The sequence below is a fragment of the Streptomyces sp. 130 genome (genome assembly GCF_007096885.1).
Classification (GTDB): domain Bacteria; phylum Actinomycetota; class Actinomycetes; order Streptomycetales; family Streptomycetaceae; genus Streptomyces.
Map to the genome: position 1 here is coordinate 43463 of NZ_VJNO01000029.1, position 19297 is coordinate 62759.

The 19297-nt window shown below is 73.2% G+C and carries 17 protein-coding genes and 1 pseudogene; 7 read left to right on the forward strand and 11 right to left on the reverse strand.

All coding sequences use genetic code 11. The annotated features are described in order from the left end of the window. Nucleotides 1-19 precede the first annotated feature (19 nt). Nucleotides 20-808, forward strand: coding sequence for a decaprenylphospho-beta-D-erythro-pentofuranosid-2-ulose 2-reductase (locus FKN01_RS22850; protein WP_143623542.1), 789 nt, complete (start codon nucleotides 20-22; stop codon nucleotides 806-808). 7 nt (nucleotides 809-815) lie between these two features. On the opposite strand, the gene FKN01_RS22855 is transcribed toward FKN01_RS22850, so the two are convergent. Both FKN01_RS22855 and trpS read right to left on the reverse strand, forming a co-directional pair. Beyond that, nucleotides 816-1409, reverse strand: a complete 594-nt coding sequence (locus tag FKN01_RS22855) for a 2'-5' RNA ligase family protein (RefSeq protein WP_143623544.1) — start codon at nucleotides 1407-1409, stop codon at nucleotides 816-818. Between the two features lie 107 nt (nucleotides 1410-1516). Beyond that, nucleotides 1517-2530, reverse strand: a complete 1014-nt coding sequence (trpS, locus tag FKN01_RS22860) for a tryptophan--tRNA ligase (RefSeq protein ID WP_143623546.1) — start codon at nucleotides 2528-2530, stop codon at nucleotides 1517-1519. Nucleotides 2531-2709: 179 nt separating this feature from the next. Here trpS and rocD point away from each other — a divergent pair, with 179 nt between their 5' ends. Beyond that, nucleotides 2710-3915: an ornithine--oxo-acid transaminase gene (gene rocD, locus FKN01_RS22865; protein WP_143623547.1), complete on the forward strand. Its 1206-nt coding sequence runs from the start codon at nucleotides 2710-2712 to the stop codon at nucleotides 3913-3915. 231 nt (nucleotides 3916-4146) lie between these two features. On the opposite strand, the gene FKN01_RS22870 is transcribed toward rocD, so the two are convergent. Next, nucleotides 4147-5553 carry a PLP-dependent aminotransferase family protein gene (locus FKN01_RS22870; protein ID WP_143623549.1) on the reverse strand — a complete coding sequence of 469 codons (1407 nt, stop codon included), beginning with the start codon at nucleotides 5551-5553 and terminating at the stop codon, nucleotides 4147-4149. A gap of 47 nt (nucleotides 5554-5600) precedes the next feature. Between FKN01_RS22870 and FKN01_RS22875 the strand changes: the two genes are divergently transcribed. Continuing rightward, entirely contained in the window at nucleotides 5601-6110 is a 510-nt protein-coding gene (locus FKN01_RS22875; RefSeq protein ID WP_143623551.1) for a carboxymuconolactone decarboxylase family protein, read from the forward strand. 8 nt (nucleotides 6111-6118) lie between these two features. After that, nucleotides 6119-6841, forward strand: coding sequence for an isocitrate lyase/phosphoenolpyruvate mutase family protein (locus tag FKN01_RS22880; RefSeq protein WP_143623553.1), 723 nt, complete (start codon nucleotides 6119-6121; stop codon nucleotides 6839-6841). A 73-nt stretch (nucleotides 6842-6914) separates the two neighbouring features. Here the strand turns inward: FKN01_RS22880 and FKN01_RS22885 are convergent, their stop codons facing one another. The 3 genes and pseudogenes from FKN01_RS22885 to FKN01_RS22895 all read right to left on the reverse strand — a co-directional run bounded on the left by FKN01_RS22885 (nucleotide 6915) and on the right by FKN01_RS22895 (nucleotide 9716). Beyond that, nucleotides 6915-7904 (reverse strand): malate dehydrogenase, encoded by a 990-nt coding sequence (locus tag FKN01_RS22885; RefSeq protein WP_143623554.1) that lies wholly within the window; start codon nucleotides 7902-7904, stop codon nucleotides 6915-6917. 465 nt (nucleotides 7905-8369) lie between these two features. Beyond that, nucleotides 8370-8792 (reverse strand): annotated as a pseudogene (locus FKN01_RS22890) (DUF3017 domain-containing protein); the annotation flags it as partial. Nucleotides 8793-8846: 54 nt separating this feature from the next. After that, the gene (locus tag FKN01_RS22895; protein WP_143623558.1) at nucleotides 8847-9716 is read right to left on the reverse strand and encodes a bifunctional methylenetetrahydrofolate dehydrogenase/methenyltetrahydrofolate cyclohydrolase; all 870 of its coding nucleotides are present in this window, start codon (nucleotides 9714-9716) and stop codon (nucleotides 8847-8849) included. Between the two features lie 226 nt (nucleotides 9717-9942). On the opposite strand from FKN01_RS22895, the gene FKN01_RS22900 reads away from it, so the two are divergent. Next, the gene (locus FKN01_RS22900) at nucleotides 9943-10524 is read left to right on the forward strand and encodes an RDD family protein (RefSeq protein WP_143623560.1); all 582 of its coding nucleotides are present in this window, start codon (nucleotides 9943-9945) and stop codon (nucleotides 10522-10524) included. 83 nt (nucleotides 10525-10607) lie between these two features. On the opposite strand, the gene purH is transcribed toward FKN01_RS22900, so the two are convergent. Continuing rightward, nucleotides 10608-12161, reverse strand: a complete 1554-nt coding sequence (gene purH / locus FKN01_RS22905; protein ID WP_143623562.1) for a bifunctional phosphoribosylaminoimidazolecarboxamide formyltransferase/IMP cyclohydrolase — start codon at nucleotides 12159-12161, stop codon at nucleotides 10608-10610. After that, nucleotides 12148-12804, reverse strand: a complete 657-nt coding sequence (gene purN / locus FKN01_RS22910; RefSeq protein ID WP_143623564.1) for a phosphoribosylglycinamide formyltransferase — start codon at nucleotides 12802-12804, stop codon at nucleotides 12148-12150. The genes purH and purN overlap by 14 nt, the downstream gene beginning before the upstream one ends. Before the next feature lie 319 nt (nucleotides 12805-13123). Here purN and FKN01_RS22915 point away from each other — a divergent pair, with 319 nt between their 5' ends. Continuing rightward, nucleotides 13124-13957, forward strand: coding sequence for a hypothetical protein (locus FKN01_RS22915; RefSeq protein ID WP_143623566.1), 834 nt, complete (start codon nucleotides 13124-13126; stop codon nucleotides 13955-13957). Here FKN01_RS22915 and FKN01_RS22920 read toward each other — a convergent pair. Next, nucleotides 13947-15437 (reverse strand): DUF6350 family protein, encoded by a 1491-nt coding sequence (locus FKN01_RS22920; RefSeq protein ID WP_221939375.1) that lies wholly within the window; start codon nucleotides 15435-15437, stop codon nucleotides 13947-13949. The two genes, FKN01_RS22915 and FKN01_RS22920, sit on opposite strands and share 11 nt — an antisense overlap. A 125-nt stretch (nucleotides 15438-15562) precedes the next feature. On the opposite strand from FKN01_RS22920, the gene FKN01_RS22925 reads away from it, so the two are divergent. Beyond that, complete coding sequence (locus FKN01_RS22925) at nucleotides 15563-17098, forward strand: helix-turn-helix domain-containing protein (protein ID WP_185992951.1); 1536 nt, start codon at nucleotides 15563-15565, stop codon at nucleotides 17096-17098. Nucleotides 17099-17200: 102 nt separating this feature from the next. Here the strand turns inward: FKN01_RS22925 and sucD are convergent, their stop codons facing one another. Beyond that, nucleotides 17201-18085 carry a succinate--CoA ligase subunit alpha gene (sucD, locus tag FKN01_RS22930; RefSeq protein WP_143623567.1) on the reverse strand — a complete coding sequence of 295 codons (885 nt, stop codon included), beginning with the start codon at nucleotides 18083-18085 and terminating at the stop codon, nucleotides 17201-17203. Nucleotides 18086-18106: 21 nt separating this feature from the next. Next, nucleotides 18107-19288, reverse strand: coding sequence for an ADP-forming succinate--CoA ligase subunit beta (gene sucC, locus FKN01_RS22935; RefSeq protein ID WP_073964356.1), 1182 nt, complete (start codon nucleotides 19286-19288; stop codon nucleotides 18107-18109). Nucleotides 19289-19297 lie beyond the last annotated feature (9 nt).

Here is a 19297-nt window from a genome sequence, read left to right on the forward strand (position 1 = left end):
CCCTGCAAGGAGCGTTCCCGTGAAGGATGCCTTCGGTGCCCCGCAGTCCCTGCTCGTCCTCGGCGGCACGTCGGAGATCGGGCTCGCCACCGCACGCCGGCTGATCGCCCACCGCACCCGCACGGTCTGGCTGGCCGGCCGCCCCTCGCCCGCCCTGGAGGCGGCGGCGGAGGACCTGCGCCACCGGGGGGCGTACGTGCAGACCGTGGCGTTCGACGCGCTGGACACCGAGTCCCACGAGACCGTCCTGGGCAAGATCTTCGCCGAGGGCGACATCGACATGGTGCTCCTCGCCTTCGGCATCGCGGGCGACCAGGAGCGCGACGAGGAGGAACCGCTCGCGGCGGTCCGGGTGGCGCAGACCAACTACACCGGCGCGGTCTCCGCCGGTCTGGTGTGCGCGGGCGCGCTCCAGGCGCAGGGGCACGGCTCGCTGGTGGTGCTGTCCTCGGTGGCCGGTGAGCGGGCCCGGCGCGCGGACTTCATCTACGGGTCGAGCAAGGCGGGCCTGGACGTGTTCACGCAGGGCCTCGGCGACGCGCTGCACGGCACGGGGGTGCACGTGATGGTGGTGCGGCCCGGGCTGGTGGTGCCGGACGCGGCGGCGGTGCGGAGGGCCGGGGGGCCGCTGGCGACGGTGCCGTTCACCCGGACGCCGCTGGTGACGACGCCCGGTGCGGTGGCGGACGCGATCGTGACCGGGCTGCGCAGGCGCCAGGAGACGGTGTGGGTGCCGGGGGCGCTGCGCGCGGTGATGTCCGCGCTGCGGCACGTCCCCCGGCCGCTGTTCCGGCGGCTGCCGGTGTAGGGCGCGGTCACGGGTGCAGAGAGGGGGCGTCCAGGGTGCTGCCGCTCTGCGCGGGGACGGCGGGACCGGTGCCGCCGGCGCCGAACGGGAACTCGTTGATCTTGCGCCAGACGCGGTCCAGCCGGCCCTGCTCGTACAGCGCGAAGGAGCCGCAGATCCAGGACGCCTCGTAGTCGGCGAGCTCCTCGTACGCCCGGTCCATCGCCGCTTCGGGGATGTCGTGGGCGACGGTCACGTGCGGGTGGTACGGGAACTGGAGCTCGCGCACCAGGGGCCCGGAGGCGTCCCGTACCCGCTTCTGGAGCCAGGAGCAGGCCGAGGCGCCCTCGACCACCTGGACGAAGACGACCGGCGAGAGCGGGCGGAAGGTGCCCGTGCCGGACAGCCGCATCGGGAAGGGCCGGCCGCCGGTCGCGATCGAGGCGAGGTGCGCCTCGATCGCGGGCAGGTCGGCCGCCTCGGCCTCGGTCGGCGGCAGAAGGGTGACGTGGGTGGGAATGCCGTGTGCGGCAGGGTCCCCGAAGCTCGCGCGGCGCTCCTGGAGCAGGCTGCCGTAGGGCTCCGGGACCGCGATCGAAACGCCGAGCGTTACGGTCCCCACGTCGTTCTCCTTCACTCCTCGGTGGTCTGTTTTCAGCCAAGGGCGGCCGCAGACTTCACGCCGCAAGTGTGCCGTCTGCGAGCCCTGTGCCGCCAGGGTCCTTGGACTCAGTGCTTCGCGGGCAGAAGACCCATCCGGTCGTAGGTGAGCGCCAGCGTCTCGGCCGCCACGGCCCGCGCCTTCTCGGCACCCTCGGCCAGGATGGAGTCCAGCGTCTCCGGGTCGTCCAGGTATTCCTGCGTACGCGTGCGGAACGGTGTGACGAAGTCGACCATGACCTCGGCCAGGTCCGTCTTCAGCGCGCCGTAGCCCTTGCCCTCGTACTTCTGCTCCAGCTCCGGCACCGAGGCGCCGGTGAGCGTCGAGTAGATCGTCAGCAGATTGCTGACGCCGGGCTTCTCGGCGCGGTCGAAGCGGATCACCGTGTCCGTGTCCGTGACGGCGCTCTTCACCTTCTTGGCGGTGGTCTTCGGCTCGTCCAGGAGGTTGATCAGGCCCTTCGGGTTCGCCGTCGACTTGCTCATCTTCGAGGACGGGTCCTGGAGGTCGTAGATCTTCGCCGTCTCCTTGAGGATGTACGGGTCCGGGACGGTGAAGGTCTCGCCGTAGGTGCTGTTGAAACGCTCGGCGAGATTGCGGGTCAGCTCCAGGTGCTGGCGCTGGTCCTCGCCCACCGGGACCTGGTCGGCCTGGTAGAGGAGGATGTCGGCGACCATCAGCATGGGGTAGGTGAACAGGCCGACCGTGGTGCGGTCGGCGCCGTGCCGGGCGGACTTGTCCTTGAACTGCGTCATGCGGGACGCCTCGCCGAACCCGGCCAGGCAGTTCATGACCCAGCCCAGCTGGGCGTGCTCGGGCACATGGCTCTGGATGAACAGCGTGCAGCGCTCGGGGTCGAGCCCGGCGGCCAGCAACTGGGCGACGGCGAACCGGGTGTTGGCCCGCAGCTGCGCCGGGTCCTGGGCGACGGTGATCGCGTGCAGGTCGACCACCATGTAGAAGGCGTCGTGGGACTCCTGCAGGGCCACCCACTGGCGGACCGCGCCGAGGTAGTTGCCGAGGTGGAACGAGCCGGAGGTGGGCTGGATTCCGGAGAGCACGCGGGGACGTTCAGAGGCCATGGGCTCATTGTCTCAGGTGTGCGGCCCTTCCCGGGCGCCCGGTGGAGGAATCGCCCGACGGGCCGCCGCGGTGGAAAACGCGGGCGCGCCGTGAACCGGAGGTTTCCTCGCGGAGGAACCGACCGACGATACAAAGTGGGCCCACCCAAGGCTCACGCCGCACGACGATCGGAGATCCCGTGTCGACCACGGACAACGCCATCGCCTCCGCCGAGGCGCACAGCGCGCACAACTACCACCCGCTGCCCGTCGTCGTCGCCACGGCGGACGGGGCCTGGATGACCGATGTCGAGGGCCGCCGCTACCTCGACCTGCTCGCCGGTTACTCGGCGCTCAATTTCGGCCACAACAACCGCCGGCTCACCGACGCGGCGCGGGCGCAGCTGGAGCGGGTCACGCTCACCTCCCGGGCCTTCCACCACGACCGGTTCGCCGACTTCTGCACCCGCCTGGCGGAGCTGTGCGGCATGGAGATGGTGCTCCCGATGAACACCGGGGCGGAGGCCGTCGAGACGGCGGTGAAGACCGCCCGCAAGTGGGGTTACCGGGTCAAGGGCGTACCGGACGGCATGGCGAAGATCATCGTCGCCGCCGACAACTTCCACGGCCGCACGACCACGGTCATCAGCTTCTCCACGGACCCGGAGGCCCGCGCCGACTTCGGCCCGTACACCCCGGGGTTCGAGATCGTGCCGTACGGGGATCTCACCGCGATGCGCGAGGCCATGACGGAGAACACCGTGGCCGTGCTCATCGAGCCGATCCAGGGCGAGGCGGGTGTCCTGGTGCCGCCGCCGGGCTATCTCGCCGGGGTGCGGGAGCTGACCCGCGAGCGGAACGTGCTGTTCGTCGCGGACGAGATCCAGTCCGGTCTGGGCCGGACCGGGAAGACCTTCGCCTGCGAGCACGAGGGCGTCGTGCCGGACGTGTACCTCCTGGGCAAGGCGCTCGGCGGCGGCGTGGTGCCGGTGTCGGCCGTGGTGTCGTCGGCGGCGGTGCTCGGTGTGTACCGCCCCGGGGAGCACGGCTCGACGTTCGGCGGGAACCCGCTGGCCTGCGCGGTGGCGCTGGAGGTCATCGACATGCTGAACACCGGCGAGTACCAGCAGCGCGCCGCCGAGCTGGGCGACCACCTCCACCACGAGCTGGGGCTCCTGGCGGGCGGGGGCGCGGTCCGGGCCGTCCGGGGGCGCGGGCTGTGGGCGGGCGTGGACATCGAGCCGGAGCTGGGCACGGGCCGGGAGATCTCCGAGCGGCTGATGGAGCGCCGGGTCCTGGTGAAGGACACCCACGGCTCCACGATCCGGATCGCCCCGCCCCTGGTGATCGGCAAGGAGGACCTGGACTGGGGGCTCGACCAGCTGCGGGAGGTGCTGCGAGGCTGACACCGGGGCCGGACGCGGACCGGAAAGCGCCCCGGCGCCCGCCCCTCAGCCGAGCACCCCCAGCACCTCGACCACCTGCGGAGCTGACACCGGGGCCGGACGCGGACCGGAAAGCGACCCGGCCCCCGCCACTCAGCCGAGCACCCCCAGCACCTCAACCACCTGCGGGAGGCCCTGCGGAGCTGACACCGGGGCCGGACGCGGACCAGGAGGCGACCCGGCGCCCGCCCCTCAGCCGAGCACCCGCAGCAGCGCCTCCAGCGACCCCGCCCACGCACTGTCCGTCGGCGTGCCGTAGCCGATGACCAGCGCCTCGCGCTTCAGCCCGGCGTCCGGGTGGCGGAAGAAGCCCAGGCCCTCGACCGCGAGGCCCTGCCAGGCCGCCGCCCGGATCACCTCGGCCTCGGTGCCCTCCGGCAGTTCGAGGACGGCGTGCAGCCCGGCGGCGATCCCGCTGACCCGGACCTCCGGCGCGCGCTCGGCCAGCGCCGCGACGAGCTGGTCGCGGCGGTTGCGGTAGCGCAGCCGCACGGACCGCACGTGCCGGTCGTACGCCCCCGAGGCCATGAACTCCGCCAGCGTCAGCTGGTCCAGCGCGCCCGGCGCCCAGTCGCTCGCCCCCTTCGCCTCGACGACCCCGTCGGCCAGGGCGCGCGGCACCACCATCCAGCCGAGCCGCAGCCCCGGGGCCATGGACTTGCTGGCGCTGCCCAGATAGACGACGCGTTCCGGGTCTAGGCCCTGGAGGGCGCCGACCGGCTGGCGGTCGTACCGGAACTCGCCGTCGTAGTCGTCCTCCAGGATCAGCCCGCCGGTGGCCCGGGCCCAGTCGACGGCCGCCGCCCGCCGGTCCGGGTGGAGCGGGACGCCCGTGGGGAACTGGTGCGCCGGGGTCAGCAGGACCGCGCCCGCGTGGCGCAGGGTGTGCAGCTCGGCGGTCCGGGTGCCGAACTCGTCGAGCGGCAGGCAGGGGATGCGCAGCCCGGCGTCGGCGAGCAGGCGGGTGTGGACGCCGAGACCGTACGACTCGACGGCCACCTCGCGCACCCGGCGCGCCCGCAGCACCTTGCCGAGCAGCATCAGGGCGTGCACGAAGCCGGAGCAGACGATGATCCGGTCCGGGTCGGCGTACACCCCGCGCGCCCGGGCCAGGTACTCGGCGAGGACGGTGCGCAGTTCGACGCGACCGCGCGGGTCTCCGTAGCCGAAGGCGTCGTTCGGCGCGGCGGACAGGGCGCGCCGGGCGGCCTTCAGCCATTCGGCGCGCGGGAAGGTGGCCAGGTCGGGGGTGCCCGGCTTGAGGTTGTACGCCGCCTGACCCCGCGGCGGCTTCGCCCGGGAAGGCGTGGCCGCCGCCAGGGGCCGGGGGTCGGCGCGGCGGGCCACCCGGGTGCCGGAGCCCTGGCGGGCGGTGAGCCAGCCCTCGGCGACGAGCTCCGCGTAGGCGTCGGCGACGGTGTTGCGGGCGATGCCGAGGTCGGCGGCGAGCGTCCGGGAGGACGGCAGGCGGGTGCCGGGCGACAGGCGGCCGGTGCGGACGGCCTCGCGCAGGGCGTCCATCAGGCCGGCCCGCAGACCGGTTGAGCCGGTCGGGTCGATATGGAGGTCGGCGCCGAAAGTGGCCCAGTCATCCGTCATGGAAATGGACCATACCGCTGCGCCACTCTCCGCGTAGCGTTGGGGGCATGACGACGAACGAGAACAGCGACAGCGCCTCCGGCTACTGCCCCGAGCACACCCCCCGCCTGGCCTGGGCGCAGCACGCCCCCGACGTCTACAAGGCGATGGTCCGCCTGGACGCCGCCTCCCGCAGGGGTGTCGACCCGGTGATCGGCGAGCTGGTGAAGATCCGTGCCTCGCAGATCAACCACTGCGCGTCCTGCCTGGACATGCACACCAAGGACGCGCTCGCGGCGGGCGAGTCCGTGCAGCGGATCGTCCAGCTCAGCGCGTGGGAGGAGTCGCGGCACTTCTACACGCCGAAGGAGATCGCCGCGATCGAGCTGACCGAGGCGGTGACCGTGCTGACCGACGGCTTCGTCCCGGACGAGGTGTACGCGCGGGCCGCGAAGCACTTCGGCGAGGAGGAGCTGGCCCACCTCCTCGGCGCGATCATCACGATCAACGCCTGGAACCGGTTCCAGGTGGCCACGCGCATGGTGCCGGGCCACTACACGCCGGGCGACCACGGCTGAGCGGCCCGGTGACCGCGTCCGGCCTGCGGGCCCTGCACCGCGGCCGCGCCCCGGGCGACCCCCTGGTCCTCCCCGGCCCGTGGGACGCAGCGAGCGCCCGGGTCTTCGCGGACGCAGGTTTCCCCGCGCTCGCCACGCCGAGCGCGGGGGTCGCCGCGTCCTTGGGCTACGAGGACGGCGCGACACCCGCCGCCGAGATGTTCGCGGCGGTGGCGCGGATCGCCCGGGCCGTCCCCGTACCGGTCTCCGCCGACATCGAGGCGGGCTACGGGCTGGCGGCCGGCGAGCTGGTGGAGCGGCTGCTCGCGGCCGGGGCCGCCGGCTGCAATCTGGAGGACACGGTGGACGGGGTCCTGCTGGACGCCGGAGCGCAGGCGGACCGGCTGGCCGCGGTGCGGGCGGCGGCCGGGGACGCGCTCTTCGTGAACGCCCGCATCGACACGTACGTCACGGGCGTCCCGGACGGGGTGGACCCGGCGGCGGAGACCCTGCGCCGGGCGCGGCTCTACGCGGCGGCGGGCGCGGACTGCGTGTACCCGATCCTGGCCCCGCCCGAGGTGTTCGGGCCGCTGGCCGGTGCGCTGCCGGGGCTGCCGCTGAACGCGCTGGCCCGCCCGGACGGGCCGGGGCCGGGCCGGCTCGGTGAGCTGGGCGCGACCCGGATCACCTTCGGGCCGGGCCTCCAGCGCCGGGCGATGGCGGCGGTGCGGGAGATCGCGGCCGGGCTCTGACCCCGTGGACACGCCACGCCCCCGGCGGCCGTGCGGCTGCCGGGGGCGTGGCGTGTGCGCCTGGGGCGGTGTCTCAGATGAGGCCGAGCTCGCGGACCGCGTCGCGCTCCTCGGTGAGCTCCTTCACCGAGGCGTCGATGCGCGCACGGGAGAACTCGTTGATGTCCAGGCCCTGGACGATCTCGTAGGTGCCGTTCTTCGTGGTGACCGGGAAGGACGAGATGATGCCCTCGGGCACGCCGTAGGAGCCGTCCGACGGGACGCCCATCGAGGTCCAGTCGCCCTCGGCGGTGCCGTTGACCCAGGTGTACACGTGGTCGATGGCGGCGTTGGCGGCGGAGGCGGCGGAGGACGCGCCACGGGCCTCGATGATCGCGGCGCCGCGCTTGGCGACGGTCGGGATGAAGGAGTCGGCCAGCCACGCCTCGTCGTTCACCAGCTCGGCGGCGTTCTTGCCGGCGACCTCGGCGTGGAAGATGTCCGGGTACTGGGTGGCCGAGTGGTTGCCCCAGATCGTCAGCTTCTTGATGTCGGAGACGGCGGCGCCGGTCTTGGCGGCCAGCTGCGAGATCGCGCGGTTGTGGTCCAGGCGGGTCATCGCGGTGAAGCGCTCGGCCGGGACGTCCGGGGCGGCGGCCTGCGCGATGAGCGCGTTGGTGTTGGCCGGGTTGCCGACGACGAGGACCTTGATGTCGTCCGCGGCGTTGTCGTTGATCGCCTTGCCCTGCGGCTTGAAGATGCCGCCGTTGGCGGAGAGCAGGTCGCCGCGCTCCATGCCCTTGGTACGGGGGCGGGCGCCGACGAGCAGGGCGACGTTCGCACCGTCGAAGCCGACGTTCGCGTCGTCGGTGATCTCGATGCCGCGCAGCAGCGGGAAGGCGCAGTCGTCGAGCTCCATCGCGGTGCCCTCGGCGGCCTTCAGCCCCTGGGGGATCTCCAGGAGACGCAGGTTGACCGGCACGTCCGGGCCGAGCAGGTGGCCGGAGGCGATGCGGAAGAGCAGCGCGTAGCCGATCTGGCCGGCTGCGCCGGTCACGGTGACATTCACGGGAGTGCGGGTCATGGCGATCTCCGTTAGACAGCTGGCGGTCCGGGCTCCTGGCCCCTGGTGCGGGACATCTCCCTGAATCTTGATGTGAAGAGATATCCGTCGGCCAGGCTATCCGACCCGGAGCCCCACGACCGCCCGGCCCCCGTTGCCTGTCGGTCACACCATGGCGGAATGGTCACTTCCGTGCCACAGGGAACGGCCATCCCTTGAACGGGTGAGGGCCGTCGACAAGGCTGGACGCAGGACGGGGCAAGGCCGCTCGACCGCCGCTACGGGAGCTTCGCGCTCCGGGTTGCCCCCGACTCCGGTGTCCGTCCCTTCTCGGGGGAGGGGACGGCCACCGGCCCTTTCGTTCCTGCGGTCCGCTCCCGCGCACCGCTCCTTGGAAGCGCGGGTCAGCGGATCGCTTTCGCGCACCGCTCCCGGGAAGCGCGGGTCAGCGGATCGCTTTCGCGCACCGCTCCCGGGAAGCGCGGGTCAGCGGACCGTGAAGTGGACCGCGTCCTCCAGGAACGGGATGTCGAGCCACGGCTTCGGCTGCGCGACCAGCGCGAGCAGCACGATGAGGACGCCGAGCAGGCCGTACGTCACCAGGTCGGTGAAGCGGGAGCGCACCGCGAGCATGCCCACCGACCGGACGGCCACGCGCAGGACCGCGCCCAGGACGAGGGCGACGCCGATCAGTATCGTGCCGACGCGGAAGGCTTCCTCGAACGGATCGGCCGCCACGATCAGCAGTCCGGCACCGGCCGTGCAGAGCACCGCGAGCAGCGGCCACTGCCGGGCCGGCGCCGGCGCGTCCCCGCCGGCCGCCCGCCCGCCGCCCTCGGGCCGCGCGGTGTCCCGGGTCAGCGAGAACCGCCGGGACCGCCGGGTGGCGGCGGAGGCGTCGGCGGCGGCCTCGCCGGTCTTCTCGGTGGAGCCGGTGTCCGGACTCGTACCAGCAGCCACGGGTCAGCCGGCGGCGACGGCCGCGGCGTCGCGCTCGGCGGTCTCGACCACGTTGACGAGGAGCTGGGCGCGGGTCATCGGGCCGACACCGCCCGGGTTCGGCGAGATCCAGGCGGCGACCTCGGCCACGCCGGGGTGGACGTCGCCGACGATCTTGCCGTTCTCGTCGCGGCTGACGCCGACGTCCAGGACCGCGGCGCCCGGCTTCACGTGCTCGGGCTTGATGATGTGCGGGACGCCCGCGGCGGCGACGATGATGTCGGCCTGCTTCAGGTGGGCGGCCAGGTCCCGGGTGCCGGTGTGGCACTGGGTCACCGTGGCGTTCTCCGACTTGCGGGTGAGCAGCAGCGGGATGGACCGCCCGATGGTGACGCCGCGTCCGACGACCACGACGTGGGCGCCGTCGATCTCGACGCCGTGGTGGCGCAGCAGCTGGACGACGCCCTGGGGGGTGCACGGCAGCGGGCCGGTCTCGTTGAGCACCAGGCGGCCGAGGTTCATCGGGTGCAGGCCGTCCGCGTCCTTGGCCGGATCCATCAGTTCCAGGACGCGGTTGGTGTCGATTCCCTTGGGCAGGGGAAGCTGCACGATGTAACCCGTGCAGGCGGGATCGGCGTTGAGCTCGCGGACGACGGCCTCGATGTCCTCCTGCGTGGCGGTGCCGGGCAGTTCGCGCTGGATGGACCCGATGCCGACCTGCGCGCAGTCCTTGTGCTTGCCGTTCACGTACCACCGGCTGCCCGGGTCGTCCCCGACCAGCAGGGTTCCCAGGCCGGGCGTGACGCCCCGGGCCTTGAGGGCCGCCACGCGGGCGGTCAGATCGGACTTGATCGCGGCTGCGGTGGCCTTGCCGTCGAGAATCTGGGCAGTCATGGTCCCCATACTCCCGGATGACCCCGCCCTCGGACCAATCAGGTACGTGGCGTGGACGCAAGGTTGCACTTGGACAACTTCTCGGGCCGCGGCTGGACAAACGTACTAACCGCTTATAACGATGAGGGCCGCTGTGCCGCAGCAGTAACCGGGGGGTTGGACCGCTGACGTTTTCTCTTCCTCCGTGCGGCCGCACCGTCCCCGTACGTCTGTTGGAGGAACGCCCATGAGCTTCGGCGACCCGAACCCGAACAACCCCTACGGGCAGCAGCCCGGTCAGCCGCAGCCGGGCTACGGCTACCCCCAGGCCCCGCAGGGTGTGCCGCAGCAGGGCTACGGCTACCCGTCGGCCCCGCCGGTGCCGGGTGGCGACTACGGCCAGCAGCCCGGCTACGGCGCCCGCCCGCCGCTGGCGAGCTGGGGGCGCCGCGTCGGCGCGTACCTGGTCGACATCATCGTCATCGGTATCCCCTACGGCATCCTGCTGGGCGTCGGCGGCGCCGTGGGCGGCGGCGCGGGCGCCGCGCTCATGGGCCTCGGCATCCTCGTCTGCATCGGCGGCTTCCTCTTCAAGCTGTACAAGGAGGGCACGACCGGTCAGTGGATCGGCAAGAAGGCCCTCGGCATCAGCCTGCTGCGCGAGATGGACGGCCGGCCGCTCGGCTTCGGCATGGCCTTCGTCCGCCAGATCGCCCACTTCCTGGACAGCATCGCCTGCTACCTCGGCTGGCTGTGGCCGCTGTGGGACTCGAAGAACCAGACGTTCGCGGACAAGGTCTGCTCCACCGTCGTGGTGCGCGTGGGCTGACCGCCCCCGCACAGGCCCGAGGGCCGTGACCCCACGCGATCCGCGCGGGGTCACGGCCCTCGGTCGTACGGGGGCGGACCGGCTCAGTGGAAGAAGTGCCGGGTGCCCGTGAAGTACATCGTCACGCCGGCCTTCTCCGCGGCCTCGACCACCAGCTCGTCGCGGACCGAACCGCCCGGCTGGACCACGGCCTTGACGCCGGCGGCGGTCAGGACCTCCAGCCCGTCCGGGAAGGGGAAGAAGGCGTCGGACGCCGCGTAGGAACCGGCCGCCCGCTCCGCGCCCGCGCGCTCGACGGCCAGCTTCGCGGAGTCGACCCGGTTGACCTGGCCCATGCCGACGCCGACCGAGGCGCCGCCCTTGGCCAGCAGGATGGCGTTGGACTTGACCGCCCGGCACGCCTTCCACGCGAAGGCGAGCTCCTTGAGCTCGTCGGCCGAGAGCGCGTCGCCGGCGGCGAGCGTCCAGTTGGCCGGGTCGTCGCCCTCGGCCTGGAGCCGGTCGGTGACCTGGAGCAGCGCGCCGCCGTCGATCGGCTTGACCTCGACCTCGCCGGACGGGGCCTCGGGGCAGCGGAGCACGCGGATGTTCTTCTTGCGGGCCAGGATCTCGACCGCGCCGTCCTCGTACGCCGGGGCGACGATGACCTCGGTGAAGATCTCCGCGACCTGCTCGGCCATGGCGACGCTCACCGGGCGGTTGACGGCGATGACCCCGCCGTACGCGGAGAGCGGGTCGCAGGCGTGGGCGTTGCGGTGCGCCTCGGCGATGTCGTCGGCGATGGCGATCCCGCACGGGTTGGCGTGCTTGATGATCGCGACGCACGGCTCGGCGTGGTCGTACGCGGCACGCCGGGCGGCGTCGGTGTCCGTGTAGTTGTTGTACGACATCGCCTTGCCGTGCAGCTGCTCGGCGCCGGCCAGGCCGCCGGTGCCCGAGGTGTAGAGCGCGGCGGGCTGGTGCGGGTTCTCGCCGTAGCGCAGGACGTCCTGGCGCTCGTACGTCGTACCGAAGAAGTCCGGGAAGCCGGAGTCGTCGGCGGCGGCGTAGTCGTCGGCGAACCAGCCGGCGACGGCCACGTCGTAGGCGGCGGTGTGCTGGAACGCCTCGGCGGCGAGCCGCTTGCGGGCGGTCAGGTCGAAGCCGCCCGCCTCGACGGCGGCGAGCACGTCGGCGTAACGCTCCGGGCTGGTGACGACGGCCACGGAGGGGTGGTTCTTGGCGGCGGCGCGGACCATGGACGGACCGCCGATGTCGATCTGCTCGACGCACTCGTCGGCGGTGGCGCCGGAGGCGACGGTCTCCTTGAACGGATACAGGTTGACGACCACCAGGTCGAACGGCTCGACGCCCAGCTCGGCCAGCTGCTCGCGGTGCGCGTCGAGGCGCAGGTCGGCGAGGATGCCGGCGTGGACGCGGGGGTGCAGCGTCTTGACGCGGCCGTCGAGGCACTCGGGGAAGCCGGTCAGCTCCTCGACCTTGGTGACCGGGACACCGGCGGCGGCGATCTTCCCGGCGGTGGACCCGGTGGAGACCAGTTCGACACCCGCCTGGTGCAGGCCGCGGGCGAGGTCTTCGAGGCCCGTCTTGTCGTAGACGCTGACCAGGGCGCGGCGGATGGGCTTATTCTCCGACATGACCGAGATGAACCTTTCGTCCCTCAATGCGATAGCCGTCACGGGCGAGCCGCCCCACGGCCTCGACGAGCAGCTTGCGCTCGACTTCCTTGATGCGTTCGTGGAGGGCCGCTTCGCCCTCCGGGGTGTCCTCTTCGGTCACCTCGACCACGCCCTGCGCGATGATCGGACCGGTGTCGACGCCGTCGTCGACGAAGTGGACGGTGCACCCGGTGACCTTCACGCCGTACGCGAGCGCGTCACGCACGCCGTGGGCACCGGGAAAGCTGGGGAGCAGGGCGGGGTGGGTGTTGACGAACCGGCCGCCGAACCGGGCCAGGAACTCCTTGCCCACGATCTTCATGAACCCGGCGGACACGACGAGGTCCGGCCGGTGCGCGGCGGTGGCCTCGGCGAGCGCGGTGTCCCACTCCTCGCGGGTGGCGTGGTCCCTGACGCGGCACGTGAAGGTGGGGAGCCCGGCGCGCTCGGCCCGTTCCAGGCCGGTGATGCCGTCGCGGTCGGCGCCGACCGCGACGATCCGGGCGCCGAAGCCCTCGGGATCGTCACCGATCGCGTCGAGCAGGGCCTGGAGGTTCGTACCGGAACCGGAGACCAGGACGACCACACGGGCCGGGGCGGCGGAGGGAAGCGGGGAGGCCACGGCTGGGCCCTTTCTCGCGTGCGAGCGGTTCGAAGCGGCCGGCCCGCCACCACGGCACCGGGGCGGCGGCCTGCGATTTGTACGGTCGTACGAAAGAAGCGCGCTCCCCCATACGGGGAACTCTACGAACGGGCCGACCGTCAGCAACGATACCGGCACCTCGCCGCGCCCCCGCCTGACGGGGGTGACGGAGCCGGGGTCCCGGGGGGTGGCGGGCCCCGCGCTCCCCGCTTTCGGCCCCTCCTCGGCGGAAGGTAGCGTCAGGGGCAGCGAACCGTCCGCCGGGCGGAAACGACGAGATGGGGAAGACGTTCACCACATGCCGGACCGACGCCGCCGCACCGCCTTCCGCCAGCCGCTGCCCGAGCGGGCCACGCTGCTGATGCGCGAGCGCTCCTCCTCGTCCTCTTCCTCCGGTCCCTCCGGGAGCCCGGACGACGACAACCCCTTCGCGCCGCCGCCGGAGGGCCGGCCCGACCAGCCCTGGCAGCCGCGCCACCCGTCCGGCTCCACGGACGGCTCGGCGAACGGCTCGGCGAACGGCGGCGGGGACCGGCCCGAGGGCGGCCCCTCCGACGACCGGCCCGTGTGGGGCAGCCAGTGGAGCAGCCGGCAGCCCGGCCCCCAGAACGGCTCCTTCGGCGGCCGTCCTTCCGGCCCCGGGGGTCAGGAGAGACCTCCGGCCGGCCCGCGCTGGGACCCGACCGACCCCGTCCAGCGTCGCGCCCGCTACGCGCTGCTCTCCGGCATGTGGGCCTTCTTCTTCGCCATCTTCGACTTCTCGGAGATCGCCCTGCTGCTCGGCGCGCTCGCCACGTACTGGGCGGTCAGCGCGCTGCGCGCCAAGCCGAAGCCGCCTGTGCCGGGGGGTGCGGCGGAGGGCCCCGCCGCTCCCGGTGCGGCGGACGGGACCGGTCCGGCGCCGGACACGCTCGCCGCCCAGCGCGGGGGCCGGCAGCAGACCACGGCCGCGGTGAGCGGTCTGGTGACGGGCGTGGTCGCGCTGGCGATCGTCGCGACTACGTTCACGGTGCAGATGGTCTACCGCGACTACTACACCTGTGTGAACGACGCCCTGACCAAGTCGGGCCAGCTGACCTGCAACGACCTGCTCCCGAAGCCGCTGGAGCCGTTCTTCGGCGTCAAGCGCTAGCGGCGGGCGGGCCGGGGGGCGCGTCGGCCTCCCGGGCGTGCCAGGGGTCGGTGGGCAGGAAGTCGTACGCGTCGATGTCCGCCTCGTCCGCTGCCGCCCCGCCCTCCCCGTCTCCCCCGTCGGCGGTGGACACCGCCTTCGCCGGTACGGAGACGGGCACGGCGGGCTGAGGGTTCTCCGCCGTCTCCGCCGGTTCCTCCTCGGTGGCGCCGTCCTCGCGCCCGCGCAGCCGCCAGGCCCGCAGCAGCAGGGCCGCGGGGACGCCGATGACCGTGGTCCATGCCAGCGCCGCCGCCCCGGTGAGCCACCACACCGGGCCGAAGTCCGCCAGGGCGTGCGTGCCCAACGGTCCCCCGGCGCCCGCCGCCAGCAGCGCCGCGCCGAGCCCGCAGCCCGCCGCCCCCAGCGCGGTGGTGAGCGCGGTCTCCCCCGGGCCCCACGCCTCCTCCCGTACGCCGCGGGCGGGCACCGCCCTGCCCACGGTGAACCAGGCGACCGTCAGCGCCGCCGCCACCGGGACCGCCCCGGCCGCCCAGTTCAGCGGCGCGCCCGGGCCCTGCGCGGGCATCGCGGCCAGCAGCGGGAAGTCGGGGACGGCCGGAGCCCCGGTGAAGGCCAGCGGGGTGACCGTCGAGGCCGTGCCGAGGGCGAACCCGGGGCCCAGCCCGTACGCCGCGCCCCAGACCGCCGCGTTCGGCACGAGCCCCAGCGCCAGCAGGAGTACGGCGACGCGGCCGCCCCAGTCGCCGGAGAGCCGGAGGAACGATTCCTGGACCGGTGCGCCGTGCCACACCAGGGCCGACGCGACGACCAGCGCGCCGCCGCCCAGCAGGGCCGCGGTCCCGGCCAGCGCCGACCGGCCCACCGCGTCGGCCCGCCGCAGGAACCGGGTGCGCGCCATCGCCTCGTGCAGCCGCACCGGCGCCCAGGACGGCGGCGGGCCGAGCGGGCGCCCGCTGGCCGTCCACACCCCGGCCGCCGCCGCGCCCGCGACGACGAGGGCGCCGGGGAAGAGCAGGGAGAGCGGGCGCGCGGACAGCGACGCGCCGCGCGCGTAGAGGGCGACCGCCCCGCCGACCAGCAGATATCCGCCCGTCACCAGGGCGAACGCGCCGCCGGGCGACGGGGCCCCGCGACCCTCCTCGGGCTCCAGCACGTCCCTGGCCGCCCGGTGCACCAGCCACACCGGCAGCGCGGAGAGCAGCAGGGGGACGACGCCCATCGGTGCCGGGGCCCCGGTCAGCGTCTCGGTCCTGAGCAGTTCGGCGCCGTGCGCGAGGAGCCAGAGGCCGGCCGCCGCGTGGAACGCCTCGCCCGGGCCGCTGTCCGGGGCCGGGGAGCTGATCCAGAGCGCGGCGACGAGGACGGCGAGGGAGCCCAGGCCGAGTCCGGCCGCGAGGGCCCCGCGCAGCGCCGCGGAGACCAGCACGGCGGGCCGGCCCCGCTCGTCCCGCGACAACAAGGGGCTGCGTTCGGTCACTTGGGTCACGCGGTCATGCTGCCAACGACACGCGCCTATTTCGTGTAACGGGCGAACAGCCGGGGTGTCGATCAATATACGTTTATGTACTTTTTCACCCGGTGCAGGCCGTGTGGGCGGCCCGCATGACGCAGAGCACGTCCGAGACGGCCTCCGCCGCTGCGCTGCCCTCGCCGAAGGAGCGGCGCAGGCTGCGGGAGGCCCTGGGGCTGACGGAGGAGCAGGTCGCGTCGGCCATCGGCGTGACGCGGGCGACGGTGCGGGCCTGGGAAACGGGCCGCAGCACCCCACGCGGCCGCAAGCGGGAGGCGTACGCCCGGCTGATCGGGACGAGCGCGGCGGGTACGGCGGCCTGTGCGGCCGGTACGGCGGCCGGTGCGGCCGGTGCGGCCGGTGCGGCCGGTGCGGCCGGTGCGGCTGCGGTGCCTGAGAAGGTGCCCGAGGCAGCTGAGGTTGCTGTGGCAGCTGAGGTGGTCGAGGTCCCCGCGGTGGCCGAGGCACCTGAGGCGATCGAGGTCCCTGCAGCGGTCGAGGCGCCTGAGGCGATCGAGATCCCTGCAGCGGCCAAGGCACCTGCGGTGGCCGAGGCACCCACGGCGGTCAAGACGCGTGAGGCGGCCGAGCCACCCGCGGCGGCCGAGACGGTCGAGGCACGCGAGGCGGCCAAGGCGGTCGCGGCGTCTGAGGCGGTCGCGGTGCCTGAGGCGGCTGAAGCGCCCAAGGGGCCCCGGGCTCCCCACGCCCTCCAGGCCCCCCAAGCCCCTCAGGCCCCTCAGGCCCCCGAAGATCCCGAGGGCCCCGAGGCGCCTTCGGGCACGTCGGATGACGGTCTCGCGGACGACGGCGCGCCCGCTGCCGCGTTCGACGCGTTGTACCGGTACGCCTCCGCGGCCCTCTTCCAGCAGACCTATCTGCTGACCGGGCGGCGCGCCCTGTCCCGCGCGGCCGTGACCAAGGCGTTCGAGCTGGCCTGGGAGCGCTGGCCGGAGGTCGCGGTCGACCGGGACCCGGTCGGCTGGGTGCGGGCCGCCGCGTACGAGTACGCGATGTCCCCCTGGCGCCGGCTGAACCGGGAGCACCGCCGCCCCGACCCGCCTCCCGAGGCCCCGGCCTCGCGGGCGCTGCTCGACGCGCTGCTGGCCCTTCCCCCCTCGTACCGCCGCACGCTGGTGCTGCACGACGGCGTCGGGCTGGGGCTGCCGGAGACCGCGGCGGAGACCGAGGCGAGCACCCGGGCGGCGGCCGGACGGCTGGTGACCGCGCGGGCGGCCGTCGCGGAGCGGCTGCCCGAGATCGCGGAGCCGGACTCACCGGCCGAGCAGTCCGCGCTGATCCACGAGCGGCTGGGCACGCTCGCCCGCGGCAGGCCCGTCTCCTCGCTGCCGGTGCCGGAGCTGATCCGTACCGGCAGCGAACGCAAGGCGCAGCTGTGGGCCCGGACGGCGATCGCGTTCACCGTGCTGATCGTCGGGCTGACGCTGATCACGCTGGCGACGGCTCCCCGGAAGTACGAGACACCCCCGGCGCCCGCCCAGAAGGTCGGCGGGGTGCCGCCGGTCGGGGGCCCGCAGAAGCTGACGCCGCAGGACGTCAAGCTGCGCAAGAAGCTCGGCGACGAGCTGTTCCGCGGCCCGCACCGGCTGGTGCCCGAGGCCGGCTGAACCGGCCCGGCGCACACGACGACGCGGGCCCGCCCCCCGGCAAGGGGACGGGCCCGCGTCGTGCGTGCGGTGACACCCTGCCGCGCGAGCGCGGCGGCGGCGTCAGGCGCCGAGGATCTCGCGCGCCAGCTTGGCGGTCTCGGTCGGCGTCTTGCCGACCTTCACGCCGGCGGCCTCGAGGGCCTCCTTCTTCGCGGCGGCGGTGCCGGAGGAGCCGGAGACGATGGCGCCGGCGTGGCCCATGGTCTTGCCCTCGGGGGCGGTGAAGCCCGCGACGTAACCGACGACCGGCTTGGTGACGTTGGCCTTGATGAAGTCGGCCGCACGCTCCTCGGCGTCGCCGCCGATCTCGCCGATCATGACGATCAGGTCGGTCTCGGGGTCCGCCTCGAAGGCCGCGAGGGCGTCGATGTGCGTCGTACCGATGACCGGGTCGCCACCGATGCCGACGGCGGACGAGAAGCCGATGTCGCGGAGCTCGTACATCATCTGGTAGGTCAGCGTGCCGGACTTGGACACGAGACCGATGCGGCCGGGCTTGGTGATGTCGCCCGGGATGATGCCGGCGTTGGACTGGCCGGGGGTGATCAGGCCGGGGCAGTTCGGGCCGATGATGCGGGTCTTGTTGCCCTTCGAGCCGGCGTACGCCCAGAAGGCGGCCGAGTCGTGGACGGCGATGCCCTCGGTGATCACGACGGCGAGCGGAATCTCGGCGTCGATCGCCTCGATGACGGCGGCCTTCGCGAAGGCCGGCGGCACGAAGAGGACGGACACGTCGGCGCCGGTCTTCTCCATCGCCTCGGCGACGGAGCCGAACACGGGCACCTCGGTGCCGTCGAAGTCGACGGTCGTACCGGCCTTGCGCGGGTTGACGCCGCCGACGATGTTGGTGCCGTCGCCCAGCATGAGCTTGGTGTGCTTCATGCCCGTGGCGCCGGTCATCCCCTGGACGATGACCTTGCTGTCCTTGGTGAGGAAGATAGCCATGGTGGTCTGAGTCCCTCTTCCTTACTTCGCGGCCGCGGCGAGCTCGGCGGCCTTGTCGGCCGCGCCGTCCATGGTGTCCACGCGCTGGACCAGCGGGTGGTTGGCGTCGGAGAGGATCTTGCGACCCAGCTCCGCGTTGTTGCCGTCGAGACGCACGACGAGGGGCTTGGTGACGTCCTCGCCCTTCGACTTCAGCAGCTCCAGGGCCTGGACGATGCCGTTGGCGACCTCGTCGCAGGCGGTGATGCCACCGAAGACGTTGACGAAGACGGACTTGACGTCCGAGTCGCCGAGGATGATCTCCAGGCCGTTCGCCATGACCTCGGCGGAGGCGCCGCCACCGATGTCGAGGAAGTTGGCGGGCTTCACGTTGCCGTGCTTCTCACCGGCGTACGCGACGACGTCCAGCGTCGACATGACCAGTCCGGCGCCGTTGCCGATGATGCCGACCTCGCCGTCGAGCTTGACGTAGTTGAGGTTCTTGGCCTTGGCTGCGGCCTCGAGCGGGTTGGCCGCGGCCTTGTCCTCGAGGGCCTCGTGCTCCGGCTGGCGGAAGTCGGCGTTCTCGTCGAGCGAGACCTTGCCGTCGAGGGCCAGGATGCGGCCGTCCTTGGTCTTCACCAGCGGGTTGACCTCGACGAGGAGCGCGTCCTCGGCGACGAAGGTCTCCCACAGGGTGACCAGGGCCTCGGCGACGCCCTCGGCCACGTCGGCCGGGAACTTCGCCTGGGCCACGATCTCGCGGGCCTTGGCGATGTCGACGCCGTCCACCGCGTTGACCGGGACCTTCGCGAGGGCCTCGGGGGTCTTCTCCGCGACCTCCTCGATGTCCATGCCACCCTGCACCGAGGCCATGGCCAGGAAGGTGCGGTTGGTGCGGTCGAGCAGGTACGAGACGTAGTACTCCGCCTCGATCTCCGGCGACAGCTCGGCGATCATCACCTTGTGGACCGTGTGGCCCTTGATGTCCATGCCGAGGATGTCGGTCGCGCGGGCGACCGCCTCGTCGGCGTTCGCCGCCAGCTTGACACCGCCGGCCTTGCCGCGACCGCCGACCTTCACCTGCGCCTTGACGACCGACTTGCCGCCCAGCCGCTCGGTCGCCTCGCGGGCTGCCTCAGGCGTGTCGATGACTTCACCGGCCAGCACCGGTACACCGTGCTTGGCGAAGAGGTCCCTCGCCTGGTACTCGAACAGGTCCACGCGCGTCCG

Excerpts from the sequence above, each read along its gene's own strand:
- trpS (WP_143623546.1), bottom strand. The coding sequence starts at position 2,530 with ATGGCCTCTGAACGTCCCCGCGTGCTCTCCGGAATCCAGCCCACCTCC.
- FKN01_RS22870 (WP_143623549.1), bottom strand. The coding sequence starts at position 5,553 with ATGACGGATGACTGGGCCACTTTCGGCGCCGACCTCCATATCGACCCG.
- FKN01_RS22875 (WP_143623551.1), top strand. The coding sequence starts at position 5,601 with ATGACGACGAACGAGAACAGCGACAGCGCCTCCGGCTACTGCCCCGAG.
- FKN01_RS22885 (WP_143623554.1), bottom strand. The coding sequence starts at position 7,904 with ATGACCCGCACTCCCGTGAATGTCACCGTGACCGGCGCAGCCGGCCAG.
- FKN01_RS22895 (WP_143623558.1), bottom strand. The coding sequence starts at position 9,716 with ATGACTGCCCAGATTCTCGACGGCAAGGCCACCGCAGCCGCGATCAAG.
- FKN01_RS22900 (WP_143623560.1), top strand. The coding sequence starts at position 9,943 with ATGAGCTTCGGCGACCCGAACCCGAACAACCCCTACGGGCAGCAGCCC.
- purH (WP_143623562.1), bottom strand. The coding sequence starts at position 12,161 with ATGTCGGAGAATAAGCCCATCCGCCGCGCCCTGGTCAGCGTCTACGAC.
- FKN01_RS22915 (WP_143623566.1), top strand. The coding sequence starts at position 13,124 with ATGCCGGACCGACGCCGCCGCACCGCCTTCCGCCAGCCGCTGCCCGAG.
- FKN01_RS22925 (WP_185992951.1), top strand. The coding sequence starts at position 15,563 with ATGACGCAGAGCACGTCCGAGACGGCCTCCGCCGCTGCGCTGCCCTCG.
- sucD (WP_143623567.1), bottom strand. The coding sequence starts at position 18,085 with ATGGCTATCTTCCTCACCAAGGACAGCAAGGTCATCGTCCAGGGGATG.